Annotated in this window: 11 protein-coding genes; 7 read left to right on the top strand and 4 right to left on the bottom strand. The window is 66.4% G+C overall.

Going from position 1 to position 18,860, the window contains the following annotated elements; all coding sequences use genetic code 11:
- Positions 1-275: 275 nt before the first annotated feature.
- Together ACQ4MJ_RS05595 and ACQ4MJ_RS05600 are read right to left on the bottom strand one after the other, a co-directional pair.
- Positions 276-2,666 (bottom strand): DUF1631 family protein, encoded by a 2,391-nt coding sequence (locus ACQ4MJ_RS05595; RefSeq protein ID WP_431149590.1) that lies wholly within the window; start codon positions 2,664-2,666, stop codon positions 276-278.
- 105 nt (positions 2,667-2,771) lie between these two features.
- On the bottom strand, positions 2,772-4,853 hold the full coding sequence (locus ACQ4MJ_RS05600; protein WP_121420493.1) for a sodium-translocating pyrophosphatase: 2,082 nt from the start codon (positions 4,851-4,853) through the stop codon (positions 2,772-2,774).
- A 259-nt stretch (positions 4,854-5,112) separates the two neighbouring features.
- On the opposite strand from ACQ4MJ_RS05600, the gene ppa reads away from it, so the two are divergent.
- Both ppa and ACQ4MJ_RS05610 read left to right on the top strand, forming a co-directional pair.
- Complete coding sequence (ppa, locus tag ACQ4MJ_RS05605) at positions 5,113-5,649, top strand: inorganic diphosphatase (protein ID WP_055398170.1); 537 nt, start codon at positions 5,113-5,115, stop codon at positions 5,647-5,649.
- A gap of 273 nt (positions 5,650-5,922) precedes the next feature.
- Complete coding sequence (locus ACQ4MJ_RS05610; protein ID WP_431149589.1) at positions 5,923-7,770, top strand: methyl-accepting chemotaxis protein; 1,848 nt, start codon at positions 5,923-5,925, stop codon at positions 7,768-7,770.
- Between the two features lie 187 nt (positions 7,771-7,957).
- Here the strand turns inward: ACQ4MJ_RS05610 and ACQ4MJ_RS05615 are convergent, their stop codons facing one another.
- The gene (locus ACQ4MJ_RS05615) at positions 7,958-8,764 is read right to left on the bottom strand and encodes an esterase/lipase family protein (protein WP_055398168.1); all 807 of its coding nucleotides are present in this window, start codon (positions 8,762-8,764) and stop codon (positions 7,958-7,960) included.
- Between the two features lie 332 nt (positions 8,765-9,096).
- Between ACQ4MJ_RS05615 and ACQ4MJ_RS05620 the strand changes: the two genes are divergently transcribed.
- On the top strand, positions 9,097-10,908 hold the full coding sequence (locus ACQ4MJ_RS05620) for a methyl-accepting chemotaxis protein (protein ID WP_431149588.1): 1,812 nt from the start codon (positions 9,097-9,099) through the stop codon (positions 10,906-10,908).
- A 188-nt stretch (positions 10,909-11,096) separates the two neighbouring features.
- On the opposite strand, the gene ACQ4MJ_RS05625 is transcribed toward ACQ4MJ_RS05620, so the two are convergent.
- Positions 11,097-12,584 carry a PLP-dependent aminotransferase family protein gene (locus tag ACQ4MJ_RS05625; protein ID WP_431149587.1) on the bottom strand — a complete coding sequence of 496 codons (1,488 nt, stop codon included), beginning with the start codon at positions 12,582-12,584 and terminating at the stop codon, positions 11,097-11,099.
- 166 nt (positions 12,585-12,750) lie between these two features.
- Between ACQ4MJ_RS05625 and ACQ4MJ_RS05630 the strand changes: the two genes are divergently transcribed.
- The 4 genes from ACQ4MJ_RS05630 to ACQ4MJ_RS05645 all read left to right on the top strand — a co-directional run bounded on the left by ACQ4MJ_RS05630 (position 12,751) and on the right by ACQ4MJ_RS05645 (position 18,843).
- Positions 12,751-13,554: a c-type cytochrome gene (locus tag ACQ4MJ_RS05630; RefSeq protein ID WP_431149586.1), complete on the top strand. Its 804-nt coding sequence runs from the start codon at positions 12,751-12,753 to the stop codon at positions 13,552-13,554.
- Positions 13,555-13,568: 14 nt separating this feature from the next.
- Complete coding sequence (locus tag ACQ4MJ_RS05635) at positions 13,569-14,849, top strand: c-type cytochrome (RefSeq protein WP_431149585.1); 1,281 nt, start codon at positions 13,569-13,571, stop codon at positions 14,847-14,849.
- 51 nt (positions 14,850-14,900) lie between these two features.
- Positions 14,901-15,305, top strand: a complete 405-nt coding sequence (locus ACQ4MJ_RS05640; protein ID WP_431149584.1) for a thioredoxin family protein — start codon at positions 14,901-14,903, stop codon at positions 15,303-15,305.
- Between the two features lie 160 nt (positions 15,306-15,465).
- Positions 15,466-18,843: an SNF2-related protein gene (locus ACQ4MJ_RS05645; protein WP_431173694.1), complete on the top strand. Its 3,378-nt coding sequence runs from the start codon at positions 15,466-15,468 to the stop codon at positions 18,841-18,843.
- Positions 18,844-18,860 lie beyond the last annotated feature (17 nt).

The raw sequence follows: 18,860 nt of genomic DNA on the forward strand, positions 1-18,860 counted from the left end.
AAGCCCGCCGAAGCGGAAGGACGTAAAAAAGCCCGCCGAAGCGGGCTAAGGCCCTGACAAATCCCTTCAATCTCTCGAATGTCGCAAAGCCTTGGACTGGACGCCCCCAGCGTAGCACCCCCGTTGGAGTTTGACTACCCGGGGAACACCAGGGTGTGCCGCGAAGGTGGCGGGCCTTGGCCGGATGGCCAAGGAGATGGGATATTAATTTTGATTGAAAATGGGCTCTAGCGCTTATCCATCAAGCGTTATAAGCTATGTTTTTAGGAGTAAATTCATAGCCTGCTCTCCACGCTGTTGCGCATGGCCGCCTGGGCCACGGCATCCAGGGCGCCGTCCACCACGGTCTGCTCGGTCAGCACCTGCACGGCGCCCTGGTGGAAGAGCCGCTCCAGCAGCCGCAGGGTCATCGATTGGGTCCGGCCCGAGGCACTGGTGAAGAGGAAAAGCTGGCCTTGCGAGCCGATCCAGGACAGCTGGGTGCGTTCCCACTGGCCTGCCACTTGCAGGTTGACCCAGGTCCCAACAGCCAATGGGGCCAAGGGCGCGCTTGAGGCCAGGTGGGGCAAAGTGGCCGGGCCGCTGGTGGTGCTGGTGGTGCTGGTGGATTCGGGCACAAGCTCGGCGCTCTCCGATACGGGGGACTGAGAGATATCCACATAGCCCGACTCCCTGGCCTCGGACGGGGCGACCCACGGATCGTCATCCTCCAGCGGGGCGGGCTGCGCCAGAGCCGGTGGTTGGGGCGGCGGGGCGGCGGGCTTGGTGGCCACCCGGGGCCCGGGCTTGAAGGCTTGCTGGTGCAGTTCCATCAGCAGTTCGAAGACGGCCTCGGTTCGCGCAGCCGGGTAGTCGATGGACGCCAGGCCCTCGCGCAGCTTGGCCAGCAGTTTGGGCAGCAGGCGCGCCAGCTGGCCTGTGTTCGCGCGGGTCAAGGCGGGCTGCGTGCTCCAGATCAGGGCGTCCACCAGCTCCTCGTAGCGGCCTGGGTCGGCGCTGCGGGTGGTGTCGGTCAGGCGCGCCTGTGCCATGACCTGGGACCAGGGGCCGAGCAGAAAACGGGAAATTTCGTCGGGCACCTTGCCGAAATCAGGCCGCAGCGAGAGGTCGCGCGAAATCCGGGCGGCCAGCAGGTGGCGCTGTTCAGCGTGCTGCAAGGCCTCGATGGCGCGCTGGCGTTCCTGTTTGCGCTGCTGGTCCTTTTCTGCCCATTTGGCGTGCAATTGCTGGAGCACGTGCTCGAAATCGTCGGGCCCGTCGATGGTGGCGGTGGCCAGCGGGCCCGCGATGTTCATGAGCGAGCGCATGAAGCTCTGGAAGCCGGGAGCTTCGGGGCTGTTGAAGGCCAGGCTGCGGTCGGTGATGTCTTGCAGCAGTCGGCGCGCGGGGTGCTCCTTGTGGCTGAAGAAACGGGGGTCGGCTACGGCCAGCTGTATCAAGGCCGGCTCCAGCGCGCGGATGAACTGTTGCACCGGCCACAGCAGCCGACCATCGCGCGCGATGTTGTCCACCATCAGCGCCACCACCTCCATGCTCAAGGCCTCTCCCAGTCCGCCGGAATGTTTGCGCGGCGGGGCTGCAGGGCTGCCCTCTGTGCTGCTGCCGACCTGCTGCGGGCGCTGGCCACCCAGTCGCTCCATCATGTGGCCGACCTGGTTCATGGCCTGCAGCGCTTCGAAGGCGGCGGGCACGGTGGCTGCGAAGTCCGTGGCGGGTGGGTCGATGGGGGGAAGCTGGTTGGGGTTATCGAACTCGCGTGCGAATTGGTCCGCGAAGCTCTCGTCTGAATGGGGGGAGGGCGTGTGTGTTGGCGCCGACGTGGGGGCCGGGTTCTCGCTGAACTCGCCCAGCAGCAGGCGGCGCAGGCGGTCGAGTGTGAGCAGGGAGTCAGCGTGGCCTTCCGCTGTGGACAGGTCGTTGTCTGCTGCAAAGCCGGGGGATGCACCGCCTTCGGTGGGCGCCACGTAGACCACCTGGCCATCGGCCTGGCGCATCGCATAGCCCACGGGCTGCACGCCGCTGAGCTTGAGCCGATCAATCTGCGCCAGATAGAGCCCCCGCAGCTCCGTGCCCAGCGCCTGGGCCATGGGGCCCATCCAGTCGTGCCGCACCTGCGGCGTGACCTGCATCTGCGACACCACGGTCTGCAGCGCCTGTAGAAAGACTTCGGGGCGCAGGGGGTTGTGCTCCGGCTGAACGCGGGCCAGGCCCAGGGCCGCGCACACCAGGGCGTCGAGGTCGGCCAGCGGCCCTTCCACGGCCGAGATCAGCACCTGCCGGGCGCGGGCGCGCTCAACGCTGTCGTTGATCTGCGCCTCGTCCATCAGTTCAAGGTCGTCGAAATGGACGGTGAACAGGGAGCGTGTGGGCTTTTCCTCGTTCTGTGCCGCCTCCTGGTCGAGTGCCTTGCGCAGCGCGTCGGGGTAACGCTCGCCCATCACGGACGCGAGCCGCGACAGCTGCTGCCGCGCTTCGTGCATGGCGTTGTGTTCGCCCGGTGTGCGGGCCTGGTCCTGGCGCGTGAGCAGGGACATGCGCGTGGCCTCGGCGACGCGCTCCATCAGGGGCCGAGCCTGTGCCAGCACGTCGCGCACGATGTGCTGGTAGGGCGTGGTGTCGCTGGCGGAGGGGGCAGGGGCCGACGGTGTGGTGTGTTTCAAGGCCATCTTCTGGGAGGACGGGAACCGGTGCCCGCCATGGTACGCGGCAAAAAGGGGCCCGCGGCCCCTTGTTTACCTGGATTCCCGGCTTGTCAGACCGGGGCTGTGGCTTCACCCACCATGAAACTTGACCACCAGCGGCACGATGAGCAGCGCCACGATGTTGATGATCTTGATCAGCGGGTTGATGGCCGGGCCGGCCGTGTCCTTGTAGGGGTCGCCCACGGTGTCACCGGTCACTGCGGCCTTGTGGGCCTCGCTGCCCTTGCCGCCATGGTGGCCGTCCTCGATGTACTTCTTGGCGTTGTCCCATGCGCCGCCGCCCGTGCACATGCTGATGGCAACGAAGAGGCCGGTGACGATGGTGCCCATGAGCAAACCGCCCAGCGCCTTGGGCCCCAGCAGCAGGCCCACCACGATGGGCACCACCACAGGCAGCAGGCTGGGGATCACCATCTCCTTGATGGCGGCGGTGGTCAGCATGTCCACCGCCTTGCCGTATTCAGGCTTGGCGGTGCCCTCCATGATCCCGGGAATATCGCGGAACTGTCGGCGCACCTCCACCACCACGGCCCCGGCCGCGCGGCCCACGGCCTCCATCGCCATGGCGCCAAACAGGTAGGGGATCAACCCGCCGATGAACAGGCCGATGATGACCAACGGGTCGGACAGGTCAAACGTGATGGCCTTGCCGTAGCTCTCCAGCTTGTGTGTGTAGTCGGCAAACAGCACCAGCGCGGCCAGGCCCGCCGAGCCAATCGCATAGCCCTTGGTCACGGCCTTGGTGGTGTTGCCCACGGCGTCCAGTGGGTCGGTGATGTCGCGCACGCTGCTGGGCAGCTCGGCCATTTCGGCAATGCCGCCTGCGTTGTCGGTGATGGGGCCATAGGCGTCCAGCGCCACCACGATGCCCGCCATGGACAGCATGGACATGGCCGCCACCGCAATGCCGTACAGGCCCGCCAGCTGGTAGGCCGACAGGATGGCCAGGCACACAAAGATCACGGGCCAGGCGGTGGACCGCATGGAAACGCCCAGTCCTGCAATGATGTTGGTGCCATGGCCCGTGGTCGATGCCTGCGCGATGTGCTGCACCGGCGAATACTGCGTACCGGTGTAGAACTCGGTGATCCACACCAGCGCGGCCGTCAGCACCAGCCCGGTGGCGCAGGCACCGAACAGCTTCATCTGGCTGCCGGTGGCGGTGATGGAGTTGTCCGGCATGATCCAGACGGTGACAAAGTAGAAGGCGACGAGCGAGAGCGCACCCGCAATCGCCAGGCCCTTGTACAGCGCGGGCATCACATTCTTCATGCCGGGCGAGGCCTTGACGAAGAAGCAGCCAATGATGGATGCAATGATGGACACAGCCCCCAGCGCCAGGGGGTAGACCACGGCGTTCACGGGCGCGGTGGCCACCAGCAGCGCGCCCAGCACCATGGTGGCGATCAGCGTCACCGCATAGGTCTCGAACAGGTCGGCCGCCATGCCGGCGCAGTCACCCACGTTGTCGCCCACGTTGTCGGCGATCACGGCGGGGTTGCGCGGGTCGTCTTCAGGAATGCCGGCCTCCACCTTGCCCACCAGGTCGGCGCCCACGTCGGCGCCCTTGGTGAAGATGCCGCCGCCCAGGCGCGCAAAGATCGAAATCAGCGACGAGCCGAACGCAAAGCCGATCAGCGGGTTGAGCAGCGTGGCCAGGTTGGCCGTGGGTGTGAGGTTGCCATTGCCGGCCAGGAACCAGTAAAAGCCCGTGACGCCCAACAGGCCCAGCCCCACCACCAGCATGCCGGTGATGGCCCCGCCGCGAAACGCCACGTCCAGTGCCGGTCCAATGCCGTGGGTGGCCGCCTGCGCGGTGCGCACGTTGGCGCGCACCGACACGTTCATGCCGATGAAGCCACAGGCCCCCGACAGAAAGGCGCCCAGCACGAAGCCAACGGCCGTCGTCATGTCCAGAAAGATGCCAATCAGGATGGCCAGCACCACGCCCACGATGGCGATGGTCTTGTACTGGCGGGCGAGGTAGGCCGCCGCGCCGGCCTGGATGGCGGCGGCGATCTCCTGCATGCGGGCGTTGCCCGGGTCTTTGGAAAGAATCCAGCCCCGAGCCCAGATGCCGTAGGCCACCGCGATGAGCCCGCAAACGAGGGCGAGGATGAGAGGGGATGTCAGTGCTGAACTTGCAGCCATTCAATTCTCCTAGGGTTGTGTTGCACGGAGGGGGACCAACGCATCGGTGGCATCCCCGCTGCGTTGCTTCCTCGTGCTCCCCGTGCGTTGTGCGGGAGGAGTCGATTGGCCAACAGACCCAATTTACAGGCAAACGCCGGTTTGCAAGCGGGCAGAAAGGGGCGTGCGCCTAAAATCAGGGTTAATCCCGACGGTTCGTTGCGCTGTGTCAGCGTCGGCCGCTTCGCGGGTTACCGTCAACAAACCACTCTCCAAAGACATGTCCCTCAACAACGTCCCCCCAGGTAAGAACGTCCCCGAAGCCTTCAACGTGGTCATCGAGATCCCGATGAACTCTGACCCGATCAAGTACGAAGTGGACAAGGAATCGGGCGCGATCTTCGTGGACCGTTTCATGACCACGGCCATGCATTACCCCACCAACTACGGCTACGTGCCGCAGACGCTGTCGGGCGACGGCGACCCGGTGGATGTGCTGGTGATCACCCCCTACGCGCTGCACCCCGGTGTGGTCGTGCCGTGCCGCCCGCTGGGCATCCTGATGATGGAAGACGAGGCCGGTGTGGATGGCAAGGTCATTGCCGTGCCCACCTCCAAAGTGTTGCCCATGTACGACCACTGGCAGAACATCGACGACGTGAATGCCATGCGCCGCAACGCCATCGCCCACTTCTTCGAGCACTACAAGGACCTGGAAAAGGGCAAGTGGGTCAAGGTGCTGGGCTGGGAAGGCATTGACGCCGCCAAGAAGGAAATCACGGACGGCATCGAGGCTTTCAAGAAGTCGAATGCCTGAAAAAATTGGGCATCAAATAGCCTCCAGGGCTTTTTGATAAAGCGGGATTAGCTACAAATACAATAGCCTTCCAGCGTCCCCGACAAAGCATGCGAGCCACAAGCCCGCATGTTTTTTTTTGGCCGCGCGGTGTTGTTCTGTAAGGGGAAAGCCCACTTTGCAGCGCGGCAGGCACTGCTAGACTGCATTTGGTTACAAGTATGCGGTGCTGAGCAATACAGATTGGCATGCGTCGAAGTGCCTTTTGGGCAAACGCAATGTGAAGGGTGATCCATGAGAGTTTCCGATCTGCGCATCGGTGTCAAGCTGGGAGCGGGATTTTTGGCGGTGGTGCTGTTCACCACCTTGCTGGGCGTGATGGCGCTGGTGCAGATGTCCCGCATCCACCAGGGGGCGGACCAGATCGCCACCAACTTGCTGCCCAGCGTGGCGCAAACGGGGGAGCTGCGCGTGTTGCTCAACCGCATGCGGCGCTCCGAGGCGGGGGTGGTCACCTCGCGCAGCGTGGCGGAAGTCAAGGCGTTTTCCGAGCAGGTAACCCTGCGCCACAAGGATCTGGACAAGGTCGAGGTTGCGTACGAGGCCCTCATCGACATGGACAAGGAGCGCGAGGTCTATACCGTCTACAAGCAGCGCAAAGCCGAGTACATCAAGCTCCAGGCCAAATTGCTGGAGATCGCCTCGGGCGTGGACTTCACCAACGCCGAGACGCTGGAACTCACCGGCGACGCCCTGGGCATGCTCTATGCGGGCGAGTCGGAAGCCGCTTTTGTCGCCGCGGCAGAAACGCTGGGCGAACTGCAGAAGATCAATTCCGAGGCCGCGTTGCAAGCCAGTGCCGAAGGGCGTGAAGTATTCGCCACGGCGCGCCTGTGGCTGCTGGGCACCCTGGCGGTGTGTGTGGTGCTGGCGGCGTTGCTGGGCGTGGGCATTACGCGCACCGTCTCCCGGCCGGCCCACCATGCTGTGCGGGCGGCCCGCGCAATTGCCGAGGGCGACCTCACCACCGACGTGCCGCCTGGCGGCAAGGACGAAATGGGCCAGTTGCTCACCGCGCTCGGTGACATGCGTGCCAACCTAGCGCACGTGGTGTCCGGCGTGCGCAGCAACGCGGAAGGGGTTGCATCGGCGAGCTCACAGATTGCCTCGGGCAACAACGACCTGTCGGCCCGCACGGAGCAGCAGGCCAGTGCGCTGGAAGAAACGGCAGCCTCGATGGAAGAGCTGGGTTCCACCGTGCGCCAGAACGCCGACAACGCCCGGGCCGCCAACCAGCTGGCGGTGAGCGCCAGCACCGTGGCCGTGCAAGGCGGCGAGGTGGTGGCCGAAGTGGTCGAGACCATGAAAGGCATCAACGACAGCAGCAGAAAGATCGCCGACATCATCAGCGTGATCGACGGCATCGCCTTTCAGACCAACATCCTGGCCCTGAACGCCGCCGTGGAAGCCGCCCGGGCCGGAGAACAAGGCCGGGGCTTTGCGGTGGTGGCCGGCGAAGTGCGCAGCCTGGCAGGGCGCAGCGCAGAAGCCGCCAAGGAAATCAAAGCCCTCATCACCGCCAGCGTAGAGCGCGTGGAACAAGGCACGGCCCTCGTGGACAAGGCAGGGGCCACCATGACCGAAGTGGTGGCCTCCATCCGCAGAGTGACGGACATCATGGGAGAGATCAGCGCCGCCAGCAGCGAACAAAGCGCAGGAGTGGGCCAGGTGGGAGAAGCGGTCACGCAGATGGACCAGGCCACGCAGCAAAACGCAGCGTTGGTGGAAGAAATGGCGGCTGCTGCCAGCGCCCTGAACGCCCAGGCGGGCGAACTGGTCAACGCCGTGGCCGTGTTCAAGCTCGACGCCAACGCCATGCGCAGCGCGCCAGCACCGGCACCCCGAGCGCCCATCGCTGCCCCTGCATTCACCGCCCAACGCAGTGCAGGCGCGACCAAAGGCGCCAGCAAGATCGGCAGCGCAAAGCCCGCCAAACCCCAGGCCAGCCTGGCAGCGCCCAAGGCCAGCGCGGCCGCCCCTGCAGCCGCCCCTGCCGCCAGCACCAGGCCCCCGGTTGCCAGCGCGCCAGCGCCTGCAGCCGCAGCCAAGGGGGGCAACGACGACGAATGGGAGAGCTTCTGAGCGGGCATGCCCCCGCCTGAGGGATAGCGACGAGGGATATGGATAAAAACAGGCCCTGGCGCTTGCCCATCAAGCGCAGGTAGCTATCAAAAGAAAAGCACGCTGAGGGGCATCCTCAGCGTGCTTTTTTTGTTCTCTGTTTTCTATTTCTGTGGGCGGACTGGCTGCATAGCCCCGCGCAAGTCGCTTAGCGGTGGGGATCTGGATACACCAGGTGCAAGCCCGGAACCCGGGGGCGCTGAAAAGGCTGCCAGACCACTTGCGGCCCATGCGGTTGCCCCAGGCGGTCGGCCACGGCCCACCAGGCGCTGGGGTTCAGGCCGATGCCAAAGTGGCTGGCCACCACTTCGATGTTTTCGGTGTGCGGGTTGTGCGCCGCCGGGGCCTGGATGCTGCCGCGCCAGGCCACCACGCCATCTGTGCGCGAGTAGATGCTGGTGGTGGGCACGGGGGGCGCTTCGGGCAGGTTGTAGCTCTCGGTTTCGCGCTCGATGTTGCGGCCGCTGGCGAACTGGTAGATGCGCCAGGCATTGGTCGAGGTGTGGTGCCCTGCGAATGGCGTGCCCAGTGTGATCACACAGCGCACCAGGTCGGGCATCTCCTTGGCCAGCTCGCGGGCATAGACGCCGCCCAGGCTCCAGCCCACCAGGCTCACCTTGCCGCCGCTGGCTTGGGCTGCCTCCTGCAGCTGGCGCTTGGCGGTTTCCAGCACGCCATCGCGGGGGCCCAGGTTCAGGCCCTGGCCCCAGCCCAGGGTGTCGTAGTTGCGCGAATCCAGGTAGCGGCGCAGCGGCACGGTGGTGGCGTCACCTGCCGTGAGGCCCGGAAACACGATCACCGTGTGGCCGTCGCCTAGCGGGGCGCGCTGCAGCACCGGCCAGGCCGGCAGCACCGCGCCAAACTCCCAGGGCGCCCGCAGTTCCAGTGCCAGCAGGGGCAGGCCCGGGGCGGGGATGTGGTTGGGATCGGTTTCTTTGTTGCTGAAAAGGGGCATCGGATCGTCAGTCAAAAGCGGGGGCGCACCGGCGGTAGGGCCGCTGTGGAAGGTAGCATTTTTTTGCCTGCGCACCGGGGCTGGGACTGGAGCTAGCTCTCCAATCCCAACCGGGCAGGCCGGGGCTGCGACAGGGGGGGAGCGCACTGAACCGACCGGATGCGGCGTTTTGTCAATAAATGCCGGGGCGAGTGCAGGGTGATCTGTGGCGCCCAGGCCGGAGTTGCTGCGCTGCGGCGAAATAGCACTGGTGACAAAGATCGCTCACGGATAAGGTGGTGACAGCCAAAAAAACCACCTTCAAACCACCACCAGTCCAGAGGAGAAGCAGGATGAATCAGCTGAAGATATCAACCCGACTTACCGTAGCGTTTGCCGTCATGGTGCTGCTGCTCATCGCGCTGGGGGCGGTCAGCCTGATCCAGTCTGCGAGCCAGCGCGCAGAGCTGAAGGACGTGATTGACGTTCGTATACCGATTACCAAGGCTTTGGGCGCACTCACTGATGGCGTGAATGAGCAAGCCATCCAGGTGCGTAATCTGGCGATTTTCACCACGGAGTCCGTCGTGAAGTCGGCAACAAGCCAGATATCTGCCGCCGCAGTGGACGTGGAGGCGCAATACAAAACCTTGAATGCGCTGATCACCTCTGAAAAAGGCAAGGAACTCCTCGCGCGCATGCAGCAGCGGCGTGCCGATTTCGTGAAGTTGAGGGATCAATATCTGACGATGATCCAACAAGGTCAAAGGGACGAAGCCACCAAGTTCCTGGAAGAGCAATACCGCCCGGCACAGCGGGCCTACCAGGCTGCGATCGACGAACAGGTTGAGTTTCAGGCCCAGACCACGGTCAAAGCAGGTGAGCGGGCCGAAGCTGCCGCCGCTGCGCTGCAACGGGATGTGTTGATCGCTGGCGTGCTCGCCATTGCGATTGCCGTCTTTCTCGCCATCACCATCATCCGCTCCATCACCCGCCCCCTGGCGCAGGCCGTGGAGGCTGCCGACCGTGTGGCCAGCGGCGATCTCAGTGGCCAGATCACCGTGAGTTCCAAGGACGAAACCGGCCACCTGCTGGGCGCCTTGCAGCGCATGCAGCAAAGTCTGGTGAACACCGTGGGCTCGGTGCGCCAGAACGCGGAAGGGGTTGCATCGGCGAGCTCACAGATTGCCTCGGGCAACAACGACCTGTCGGCCCGCACGGAGCAGCAGGCCAGTGCGCTGGAAGAAACGGCAGCCTCGATGGAAGAGCTGGGTTCCACCGTGCGCCAGAACGCCGACAACGCCCGGGCCGCCAACCAGCTGGCGGTGAGCGCCAGCACCGTGGCCGTGCAAGGCGGCGAGGTGGTGGCCGAAGTGGTCGAGACCATGAAAGGCATCAACGACAGCAGCAGAAAGATCGCCGACATCATCAGCGTGATCGACGGCATCGCCTTTCAGACCAACATCCTGGCCCTGAACGCCGCCGTGGAAGCCGCCCGGGCCGGAGAACAAGGCCGGGGCTTTGCGGTGGTGGCCGGCGAAGTGCGCAGCCTGGCAGGGCGCAGCGCAGAAGCCGCCAAGGAAATCAAAGCCCTCATCACCGCCAGCGTAGAGCGCGTGGAACAAGGCACGGCCCTCGTGGACAAGGCAGGGGCCACCATGACCGAAGTGGTGGCCTCCATCCGCAGAGTGACGGACATCATGGGAGAGATCAGCGCCGCCAGCAGCGAACAAAGCGCAGGAGTGGGCCAGGTGGGAGAAGCGGTCACGCAGATGGACCAGGCCACGCAGCAAAACGCAGCGTTGGTGGAAGAAATGGCGGCTGCTGCCAGCGCCCTGAACGCCCAGGCGGGCGAACTGGTCAACGCCGTGGCCGTGTTCAAGCTCGACGCCAACGCCATGCGCAGCGCGCCAGCACCGGCACCCCGAGCGCCCATCGCTGCCCCTGCATTCACCGCCCAACGCAGTGCAGGCGCGACCAAAGGCGCCAGCAAGATCGGCAGCGCAAAGCCCGCCAAACCCCAGGCCAGCCTGGCAGCGCCCAAGGCCAGCGCGGCCGCCCCTGCAGCCGCCCCTGCCGCCAGCACCAGGCCCCCGGTTGCCAGCGCGCCAGCGCCTGCAGCCGCAGCCAAGGGGGGCAACGACGACGAATGGGAGAGCTTCTGAGCGGGCATGCCCCCGCCTGAGGGATAGCGACGAGGGATATGGATAAAAACAGGCCCTGGCGCTTGCCCATCAAGCGCAGGTAGCTATCAAAAGAAAAGCACGCTGAGGGGCATCCTCAGCGTGCTTTTTTGTTTTCGCCCTGGCTCAGACCCGTGTCTGTGCCGGACAGGTTGTGCTGCGTCGCCGCTCTATAGATTTGAGTTGTTGGTGCGCTCACCAGGGGGTGTGCGCGCACCCTCGGCCGCCAGAACAGTGGCCAGGCGGCCCACGCATTCCAGGGCGGGTTGCAGGCGGTCGTGTGCCGGGTGCCCGTAGTTGATGCGCACGCAGTGCGCAAAACGCCGGTCGGCCGAAAAAATCTGCCCGGGCGCCAGGCTGATGCCCTGCGCGAGTGCCTGGCGATGCAGCGCCAGTGCATCGACCTCCTGCGGAAGCTCTGCCCACAAAAAGTAGCCCCCCTCGGGCCGCGACACGCGCGTGCCCCGCGGGAAGTGCTGGGCCACCGCCGCCAGCGCAATCGCCTGCTGCTGTTCCAGGCTGCGGCGCAGCGCGCGCAGGTGCCGGTCGTAGCCGCCCTGGGCTAGGTATTCGGACAGCGCCTGCTGCGATGGTGTGGCGGCTGATAGGGTGGTCATCAGCTTGAGCCGCTGCACCGCCGTGGCAAAGCGGCCCGCCGCCACCCAGCCCACGCGGTAGCCGGGCGCCAGGCTTTTGCTGAACGAGCTGCAGTGCATGACCAGCCCCGTGCCATCAAACGCCTTGGCAGGCGGCGGGCGCTGGGGGCCGAAGTGCAGCTCGGCATAGACGTCGTCCTCGATCAGCGGGATCTGGTGGCGGGCGAGCAGTGCCACGAGTTCGCGTTTTTTGTCCTCCGGCATCAGGCTACCCAGAGGGTTTTGAAAGCTGGGCATGAGCCAGCAGGCCTTGATGGGCTGGTGGGGGGGCTGGCGCTCCAGCGCCTCGGCCAGCGCGGCCAGGTCAATGCCTTCGCGCGGGTGGGTGGCGATTTCCAGCGCCTGCAGGCTCAGCCGCTCCAGGGCCTGCAGCGCGGCGTAAAAGGTGGGCGATTCGACCACCACCACGTCGCCCGGCTGGGTGACGGCCTCCAGGCAGAGGTTGAGCGCCTCCATCGCGCCGTTGGTGATGATGATTTCTTCCACATCCACCGCCATGCCGTGCAGGCCGTAGCGCAGTGCGATCTGCTGGCGCAGGCGTTCGTCACCCGGTGGCAGGCTTTGCACGATGTTCCACGGGTCGAGCTTGCGCATGCCGCTGGCCAGGCACCGCGCCAAGCGGTCCAGCGGAAACAGCTCCAGCCCCGGGAAGGCCGAGCCCAGCGGCACCAGGTCGCGGTCGCGGGCCAGGCCCAGGACCTCGAACACCAGGTCGCTGATCGCCACGCCGGTGGAGATGGCGGCGGGCTGCGAGGGCAGGGGCTCGGCGGGGCGGGCCTCGGCCGTGCTGGGCAGCCGGGCGCTCACGTAGTAGCCCGAGCGCGGGCGGGCGTGGATGAGGCCCTGGGCCTCCAGCAGGTAGTACGCCTCGAACACGGTGGACGGGCTGATGCCCCGCGTGCGGCTGGCCTCGCGCACCGAAGGCACGCGGTCGCCAGGCCGCAGCGCGCCGCTGTGGATGAGCTGCGCGATGGTGTCAGCGTGGCGTTCGTAGCGTTTCATTGGGGTGGTGGGGCTGGCTGCTTGTCAAACTGATCTGTATTTTTAACAGGAAACTGAATCTGTACTGTTTTTGCCGCTGGGCGTAGAGTGTCGGCTTGTGTTGATGCATGCCCCGAGCGCACGGCTTGTAGGTGCCCGCCGACCGTTTCCCCACGGAAAAATCCCCATGATCGATTGCCTGCGCGGCTTGCTGCGCCCTGTTTTTTCCGCACCCGGCGCGGCTGCCCTGGTGGCGCTGGCGTTGACGGCTGGCGCTGCGGCCCAGACGGTGCCCGCCAGCACGCCTCCTGCCGCCCCTGCCGCCCCTGCGGCCACGGTGCCCGTGTCGTCCATGTCCTCGCGCGTGCTGGCCTGTACCGCGTGCCACGGCAAAGAGGGCCGGGCCACGCCAGATGGGTACTTTCCGCGCATTGCGGGCAAACCGGCGGGCTACCTGGCCAACCAACTGCTCAACTTTCGGGACGGGCGGCGCAGCTACCCGCAGATGACTTACCTGATTGAACACCTGACCGACGACTACCTGCGCGAGATGGCCGAGCACTTTGCAGCGCTGGACTTGCCTTACCCGCCGCCGCCCGCACCACAAGCGCCCGCCGCTGTGCTGGAGCAAGGCCGCAAGCTGGTGCAAGGGGGCGATGTGGCCCGCAATATCCCCGCCTGCGTGGCCTGCCATGGCGCAGCCATGACGGGTGTGACCCCGTCCATACCCGGCCTGCTAGGCCTGCCGCGCGACTACCTCAACAGCCAGCTGGGCGCCTGGAAGACCGGCCAGCGCGGGGCGCATCTGCCCGACTGCATGGCCGACATTGCCCGCCAGCTCACGCCCGACGATGTGAGTGCTGTCTCGGCCTGGTTGGCCGCCCAGCCCGTGGCGGCGGGGGGCAAGCCCGCCCGCACCTTGCCTGCTGCGATGCCCGCGCGCTGCGGTGGTGTGGCCGAAGTGCCCGTGGCCGCTGCGGCTGCACGTTGAGAAGGGATGCACCGATGAAACGCATCCTCTGGACAATATCTTCCGTTCTGGCCACCTTGGGCATTGCGGCAGCACTGCTGATCAGCCTGAACTTGCGCGGCGAAGAGCCTCTGCCCGCTGGCGAGACGCTGCAATCCACGCCCGAGTTGGTGCAGCGCGGCGAATACCTGGCCCGCGTGGGCAACTGCATGGCCTGCCACACCACGCAGGGCGGAGCGCCGTTTGCGGGCGGGCGCGGCATCGAGACGCCGTTTGGTGTGGTGCACAGCTCCAACCTCACGCCCGACAAGTCGCATGGCATCGGCAGCTGGACCTCGGCCGAGTTCTGGCGCGCCATGCACCACGGCCGCAGCAAGGACGGGCGGCTGTTGTATCCGGCCTTTCCGTACCCCAACTACACACAGGTGACGCGCGAGGATTCGGACGCCATCTTTGCCTACCTGCACAGCCTGCCCGCCGCCGCTGAAGCCAACCGCGACCACGCGCTGCGTTTTCCGTACAACACGCAGGCGGCGCTGGGTGTTTGGCGGGCGCTGTTCTTCACGCCCGGGGCGCCTCAACCCGAACCCACGCAGTCGGCTGAATACAACCGGGGCGCTTACCTGGTCAACGGCCTGGGCCATTGCACCGCCTGCCACACGCCGCGCAACGCATTGGGCGCCACCACCGACGCCAAGGCATTTACCGGCGGGCTGATCCCGGTGCAGAACTGGTATGCCCCTGCGCTCAATGCCGCGCATGAGGCGGGCGTGAAGGAGTGGGCGACCGACGACGTGGTGGCCTTGCTGAAAACCGGCGTGGCCCCGCAGGGCTCAGTGCTGGGGCCCATGGCCGAGGTGGTGTTCCGCAGCACCCAGTACCTTACCGATGCCGATGCGCGCGCCATGGCCGTGTACCTGCAGGCCTTGCCGCAGCAAGAGCGCAAGGCGCCCGCCACGCCAGCCGCGCCCCCGGCCAGCGCCATGGCGCGTGGCAGCAAGGTGTACGAACAACACTGCGCCCAATGCCATGGCGACGAAGGCCAGGGCGAACCCGGCGCCTTCCCGGCGCTGGCGGGCAACCGAGCCATCACGCTGAGCGACCCGACCAACCTGGTGCGTGTGGTGCTGCAGGGCGGCTACCTGCCTGCCACGGCGGGCAACCCGCGCCCGCACGGCATGCCACCGTTCCAGCAGTTTCTGTCCGACGAGGACGTGGCGGCGGTGACGACCTTTGTGCGCAACAGCTGGGGCAACCAGGCGCCGGGTGTGGGTACCATCGAGGTTTACCGCGCCCGCGAACGGCGTGGTTTGTAGCGGGTCCGCTGGTGTTGACGGACTGCTGCGCCAGCCCCAGGAGCCCGTTTGATGTCCAGCCCCGCCACACTGCCCCCGTCCACCCCCTCAAGCCCTGCGGCCGCTACGCCCGGTGACTGGTGGGCCGTGTGCCTGTGTGCGGCCTGGTGCGGCACCTGCGGCATCTATCGCCCGCTGTTTGACGAGCTGGCCCGCGCGCATCCGGACGTGCGGTTTGAATGGGTGGACATCGAGGACGAATCCGATCTGGCCGGCGACCTCGACGTGGAAACCTTCCCCACGCTGCTGATTGCCGACGGCGAGCGTGCGCTGTTCCTGGGTCCCTTGCTGCCCCAGGCGCCGGTGCTGGCGCGGCTGCTGGCCAGCCTGCAGTCGGCCACCCCCGGCAGCGGTGCCGGGGCAGGGGCCGATGCCCAGGGCGTGTTCGAGCGCGTGCGGGCCGCGCGCGGGCGCTGAGGCACTGCGAGTTTTTGCTCCTGTTTTGATAGCTAATTGGGCTTGATGGTCGCGCGCAAGAGGCGTTTTTTCTTTGAACTTTGTGTCTTCCTCCTCCGCACCCTGGTTTCCCGTCAACTCGCTGCAGGCCCGGTGCGAAAAAGGCGCTTGGTTGCGGGGCATGGATCTTTTTCGCCAGGCGGCGGTGGTCCACATCGACATCGAGGAACGCGGCGACAGCGCCTTCACCATCCATGGCGAGGTGCAGGGCACCCAGCCCGAGCCGTATGGGCTGTCGGTAGAACTGCAATTGGCGCCCAACGGCCAGGTCAGCGCGTGGTCGGGCGAATGCAGCTGCCCGGTCGGTGAAGACTGCAAACATGCTGTGGCGCTGACGCTGAAGGCGGCGCATCTGCGCTCGGGCCCGGCACTCGCACCCTCATCCGCGCCCCTGTCGGCCCAGGCTGTGCAGGCGCTGCAGGCCATGCAAGACCGCGTGGCCGCCCAGGCCCGCGCCGAGGCCGAGGCGCGCCTGGTGCGCTGGCTGCACGACTGGGACCTGGCCGCCGACAACGCTGTGCCGCCCCCGCCGGGCGCGCGCGCAGACCGGCCCGAGTGTTATCTCTATCTGCTCTCCACCGTGGGGCGCCTGCGCTCTGGCGCGCCGCAGCTGCAGATCGAGGCCGTGGTGTCTTACGCCAAAGTGACCGGCGGCTGGGCCAAGCCCAAGACCATCCGCACCCAGCCCGGCCCCGGCCAGGCGGTGTACGACCGCGCCACCGATGCCGACCGCCAGCTGCTGCAGCTGCTGCGTGCCATGCCGCGCAGCCTGGGTTACTACTCGGCCTACAGCGGCGCGCCGTCGGGCGTGCTGGAGGGAGCTGTAGGCCTGCTGGCACTGCAGCAGGCGGCTGCCACGGGGCGTCTGTTTGTGGATGCAGGCGGCTCCACGGTGGGCGTGCCGCTGCGCTGGGGCGATCCGCTGCCCATTGCCTGGGCCTGGAAAGAAAAAGTCGCGTCCGGTGGTGGCGACGGTGGCGACAACGCCTGGACCTTGCAGGCCCGCCTGCCCAGCCCCAGCGCCACGCTGTGCGCCAACGACCCGCCGCTGTACCTGGACACCGACCAGGGCCTGTGTGGCCCCGTGCTGGCCGAGGGCCTGAGTGCCGCACAACTGCAGCTGCTGCTGCAGGCGCCCCCGCTGGGCACCGCCGCGCTGCAAAAGCACCACGCCGATGTGGTCAGCCGCCTGGGCGGCATGCTGCCGCTGCCGCCGGTGCTCAGCCCCCTGACGCGTTTGCAGGGTGCCAAGCCCGTGGCGCGCCTGCACCTGGCGCCCGTGCCTGAATCCGATGTTCCCTACCTCGGCCTCATCACCGCCCAGCTGCGGTTTGACTACCAGGGCCATGTGGGCTGGTGGGCCGGGCAGGAGCTGGGCGTGCTGGTGTCGGGCGCTGACGGCGGCCAGGTGCTGTTGCAGCGCGATGCGATGGCCGAGCTGGATGCCATCGAGCGCCTGATGGACCTGGGCCTGCTGGGGACGGACGATGGCCTGTTCGGCATTCCCGGCGAGCAATCGCAAAACGACTGGATGCACTGGGCCGACAACGGCTTTGCGGTGCTGCGCGACGCGGGGTTTGAACTCACGCGGGATGCCGCGCTGAACGGCTGGATCACCCATGCCGACACGTTGGACGTGGCGCTGCAGCCCAGCGGCGACGATGAGGCCACATCCCCCTGGTTTGCGCTGTCGCTGGGCATGGAAATCAACGGCGTGCGCCACAACGTCCTGCCCTGGCTGCCCGAGCTGATTGCCGCCGCGGCGGCCCAGCCGTTGGACCCTGCGACGGGGCTGCCCCAACTGCCGTCGCATGTGTACCTGCCATCGCACAACGGCCCAGGCTTTGTGCGCCTGCCCACCAACACCCTGCGCCCCTGGATGGCGGCCTTGCTGGATCTGGTGGGCGACCGCGCGCACGATTTCAGCGGCGACAGCCTCAAGCTCTCGCGCATGGACGCGCTGCGCACCAGCGCCGCGTTGGGCGAGGGCGCGGTGTGGCAGGGCGCCGATGCCTTGCGCGCCATGGCGGCCAAGTTGCAGGGCGTCGGCGCCTTGCCGGAGGTGCCTTTGCCCGCCAGCGTGCAGGCCACCTTGCGGCCGTACCAGCAGCAGGGGCTGAACTGGCTGCAGTTTCTGAATGCCCACGGACTGGCCGGTGTGCTGGCCGACGACATGGGCCTGGGCAAGACGCTGCAGACCCTGGCACACATCCAGGTCGAAAAAGATGCGGGGCGGCTGACAGACCCTGCACTGGTCATTGCGCCCGTGAGCCTGATGGGCAACTGGCAGCGCGAGGCCGCGCGCTTTTGCCCAGGCCTGCGATGCTTGGTGCTGCATGGCGCGGGTCGCCATGCAGTGGCCGATGAAGTCACCGAACACGATCTGGTCATCGCCCCGTATTCGCTGCTGCAGCGCGACCGCGAGCGCTGGTTGGCGCACCAGTGGCACCTGGTGGTGCTGGATGAAGCGCAGAACATCAAGAACGCCAGCACGCATGCCGCGCAGGTGGTCAGCCAGCTGCAGGCGCGCCACCGGCTGTGCCTGTCGGGCACGCCCATGGAAAACCACCTGGGCGAAGTCTGGAGCCTGTTCCACTTTTTGATGCCAGGTTTTCTGGGCAGTCAAACACGCTTCAAGGAGGTGTTTCGCACGCCCATCGAAAAGCAGGGCGACGGCGCGCGCATGGCGCAGCTGCGCTCGCGCGTCACGCCTTTTATGCTGCGCAGGACCAAGGCCCTGGTGGCGGGCGAGCTGCCGCCCAAGGTCGAGTCGGTGATGCCCGTGGAACTGACCGGCACGCAGGCCGATCTGTACGAAACCATCCGCCTGGGTATGGAAAAAACCGTGCGCGAAGCCTTGCAGACCAAGGGGCTGGCCAAGTCGCAGATCACCATCCTCGATGCGCTGCTCAAGTTGCGCCAGGTGTGCTGCCACCCGCAACTCGTGCCGCTGGATGCTGCCAAGAAGGTCAAGACATCGGCCAAGCTGGACCAGCTGATGGCGCTGCTGCCCGAGATGCTGGCCGAGGGGCGGCGCATTTTGCTGTTCTCGCAGTTCACCAGCATGCTCACGCTGATCGAGGGTGAGCTGAAAAAACGCAACCTGCCCTGGGTCAAGCTCACGGGGCAGAGCCAGAAGCGCGACGCGATCATCGAACAGTTCACCAGCGGGCAGGTGCCGCTGTTTTTGATCAGCCTGAAGGCGGGCGGGGTGGGGCTGAACCTGCCGCAGGCCGACACGGTGATTCACTACGACCCCTGGTGGAACCCGGCGGTGGAAAACCAGGCCACCGACCGCGCCCACCGCATTGGACAGACACAGAGCGTATGGGTGATCAAACTGGTTGCGCAGGGCACGATTGAGGAGCGAATTTTGGCGCTGCAGGAGCGCAAGGCGCAGCTGGCGGGCAGTCTGTACAGCGACTCCGCTGCACGCAAGGAGCCGCTGTTCACCGAGGGCGATCTGGCCGAGCTGCTGCAGCCGCTATCACTGTCATAGCTGCTCGCGCCGATTGG

Source organism: Acidovorax facilis, from assembly GCF_050626955.1.
Lineage (GTDB): Bacteria > Pseudomonadota > Gammaproteobacteria > Burkholderiales > Burkholderiaceae_C > Acidovorax > Acidovorax facilis.

Bases quoted from the DNA above. Each gene is read 5' to 3' on its own strand.
- ACQ4MJ_RS05595 (WP_431149590.1), bottom strand. From the start codon at position 2,666: ATGGCCTTGAAACACACCACACCGTCGGCCCCTGCCCCCTCCGCCAGC.
- ACQ4MJ_RS05600 (WP_121420493.1), bottom strand. From the start codon at position 4,853: ATGGCTGCAAGTTCAGCACTGACATCCCCTCTCATCCTCGCCCTCGTT.
- ppa (WP_055398170.1), top strand. From the start codon at position 5,113: ATGTCCCTCAACAACGTCCCCCCAGGTAAGAACGTCCCCGAAGCCTTC.
- ACQ4MJ_RS05610 (WP_431149589.1), top strand. From the start codon at position 5,923: ATGAGAGTTTCCGATCTGCGCATCGGTGTCAAGCTGGGAGCGGGATTT.
- ACQ4MJ_RS05615 (WP_055398168.1), bottom strand. From the start codon at position 8,764: ATGCCCCTTTTCAGCAACAAAGAAACCGATCCCAACCACATCCCCGCC.
- ACQ4MJ_RS05620 (WP_431149588.1), top strand. From the start codon at position 9,097: ATGAATCAGCTGAAGATATCAACCCGACTTACCGTAGCGTTTGCCGTC.
- ACQ4MJ_RS05625 (WP_431149587.1), bottom strand. From the start codon at position 12,584: ATGAAACGCTACGAACGCCACGCTGACACCATCGCGCAGCTCATCCAC.
- ACQ4MJ_RS05630 (WP_431149586.1), top strand. From the start codon at position 12,751: ATGATCGATTGCCTGCGCGGCTTGCTGCGCCCTGTTTTTTCCGCACCC.
- ACQ4MJ_RS05635 (WP_431149585.1), top strand. From the start codon at position 13,569: ATGAAACGCATCCTCTGGACAATATCTTCCGTTCTGGCCACCTTGGGC.
- ACQ4MJ_RS05640 (WP_431149584.1), top strand. From the start codon at position 14,901: ATGTCCAGCCCCGCCACACTGCCCCCGTCCACCCCCTCAAGCCCTGCG.
- ACQ4MJ_RS05645 (WP_431173694.1), top strand. From the start codon at position 15,466: ATGGATCTTTTTCGCCAGGCGGCGGTGGTCCACATCGACATCGAGGAA.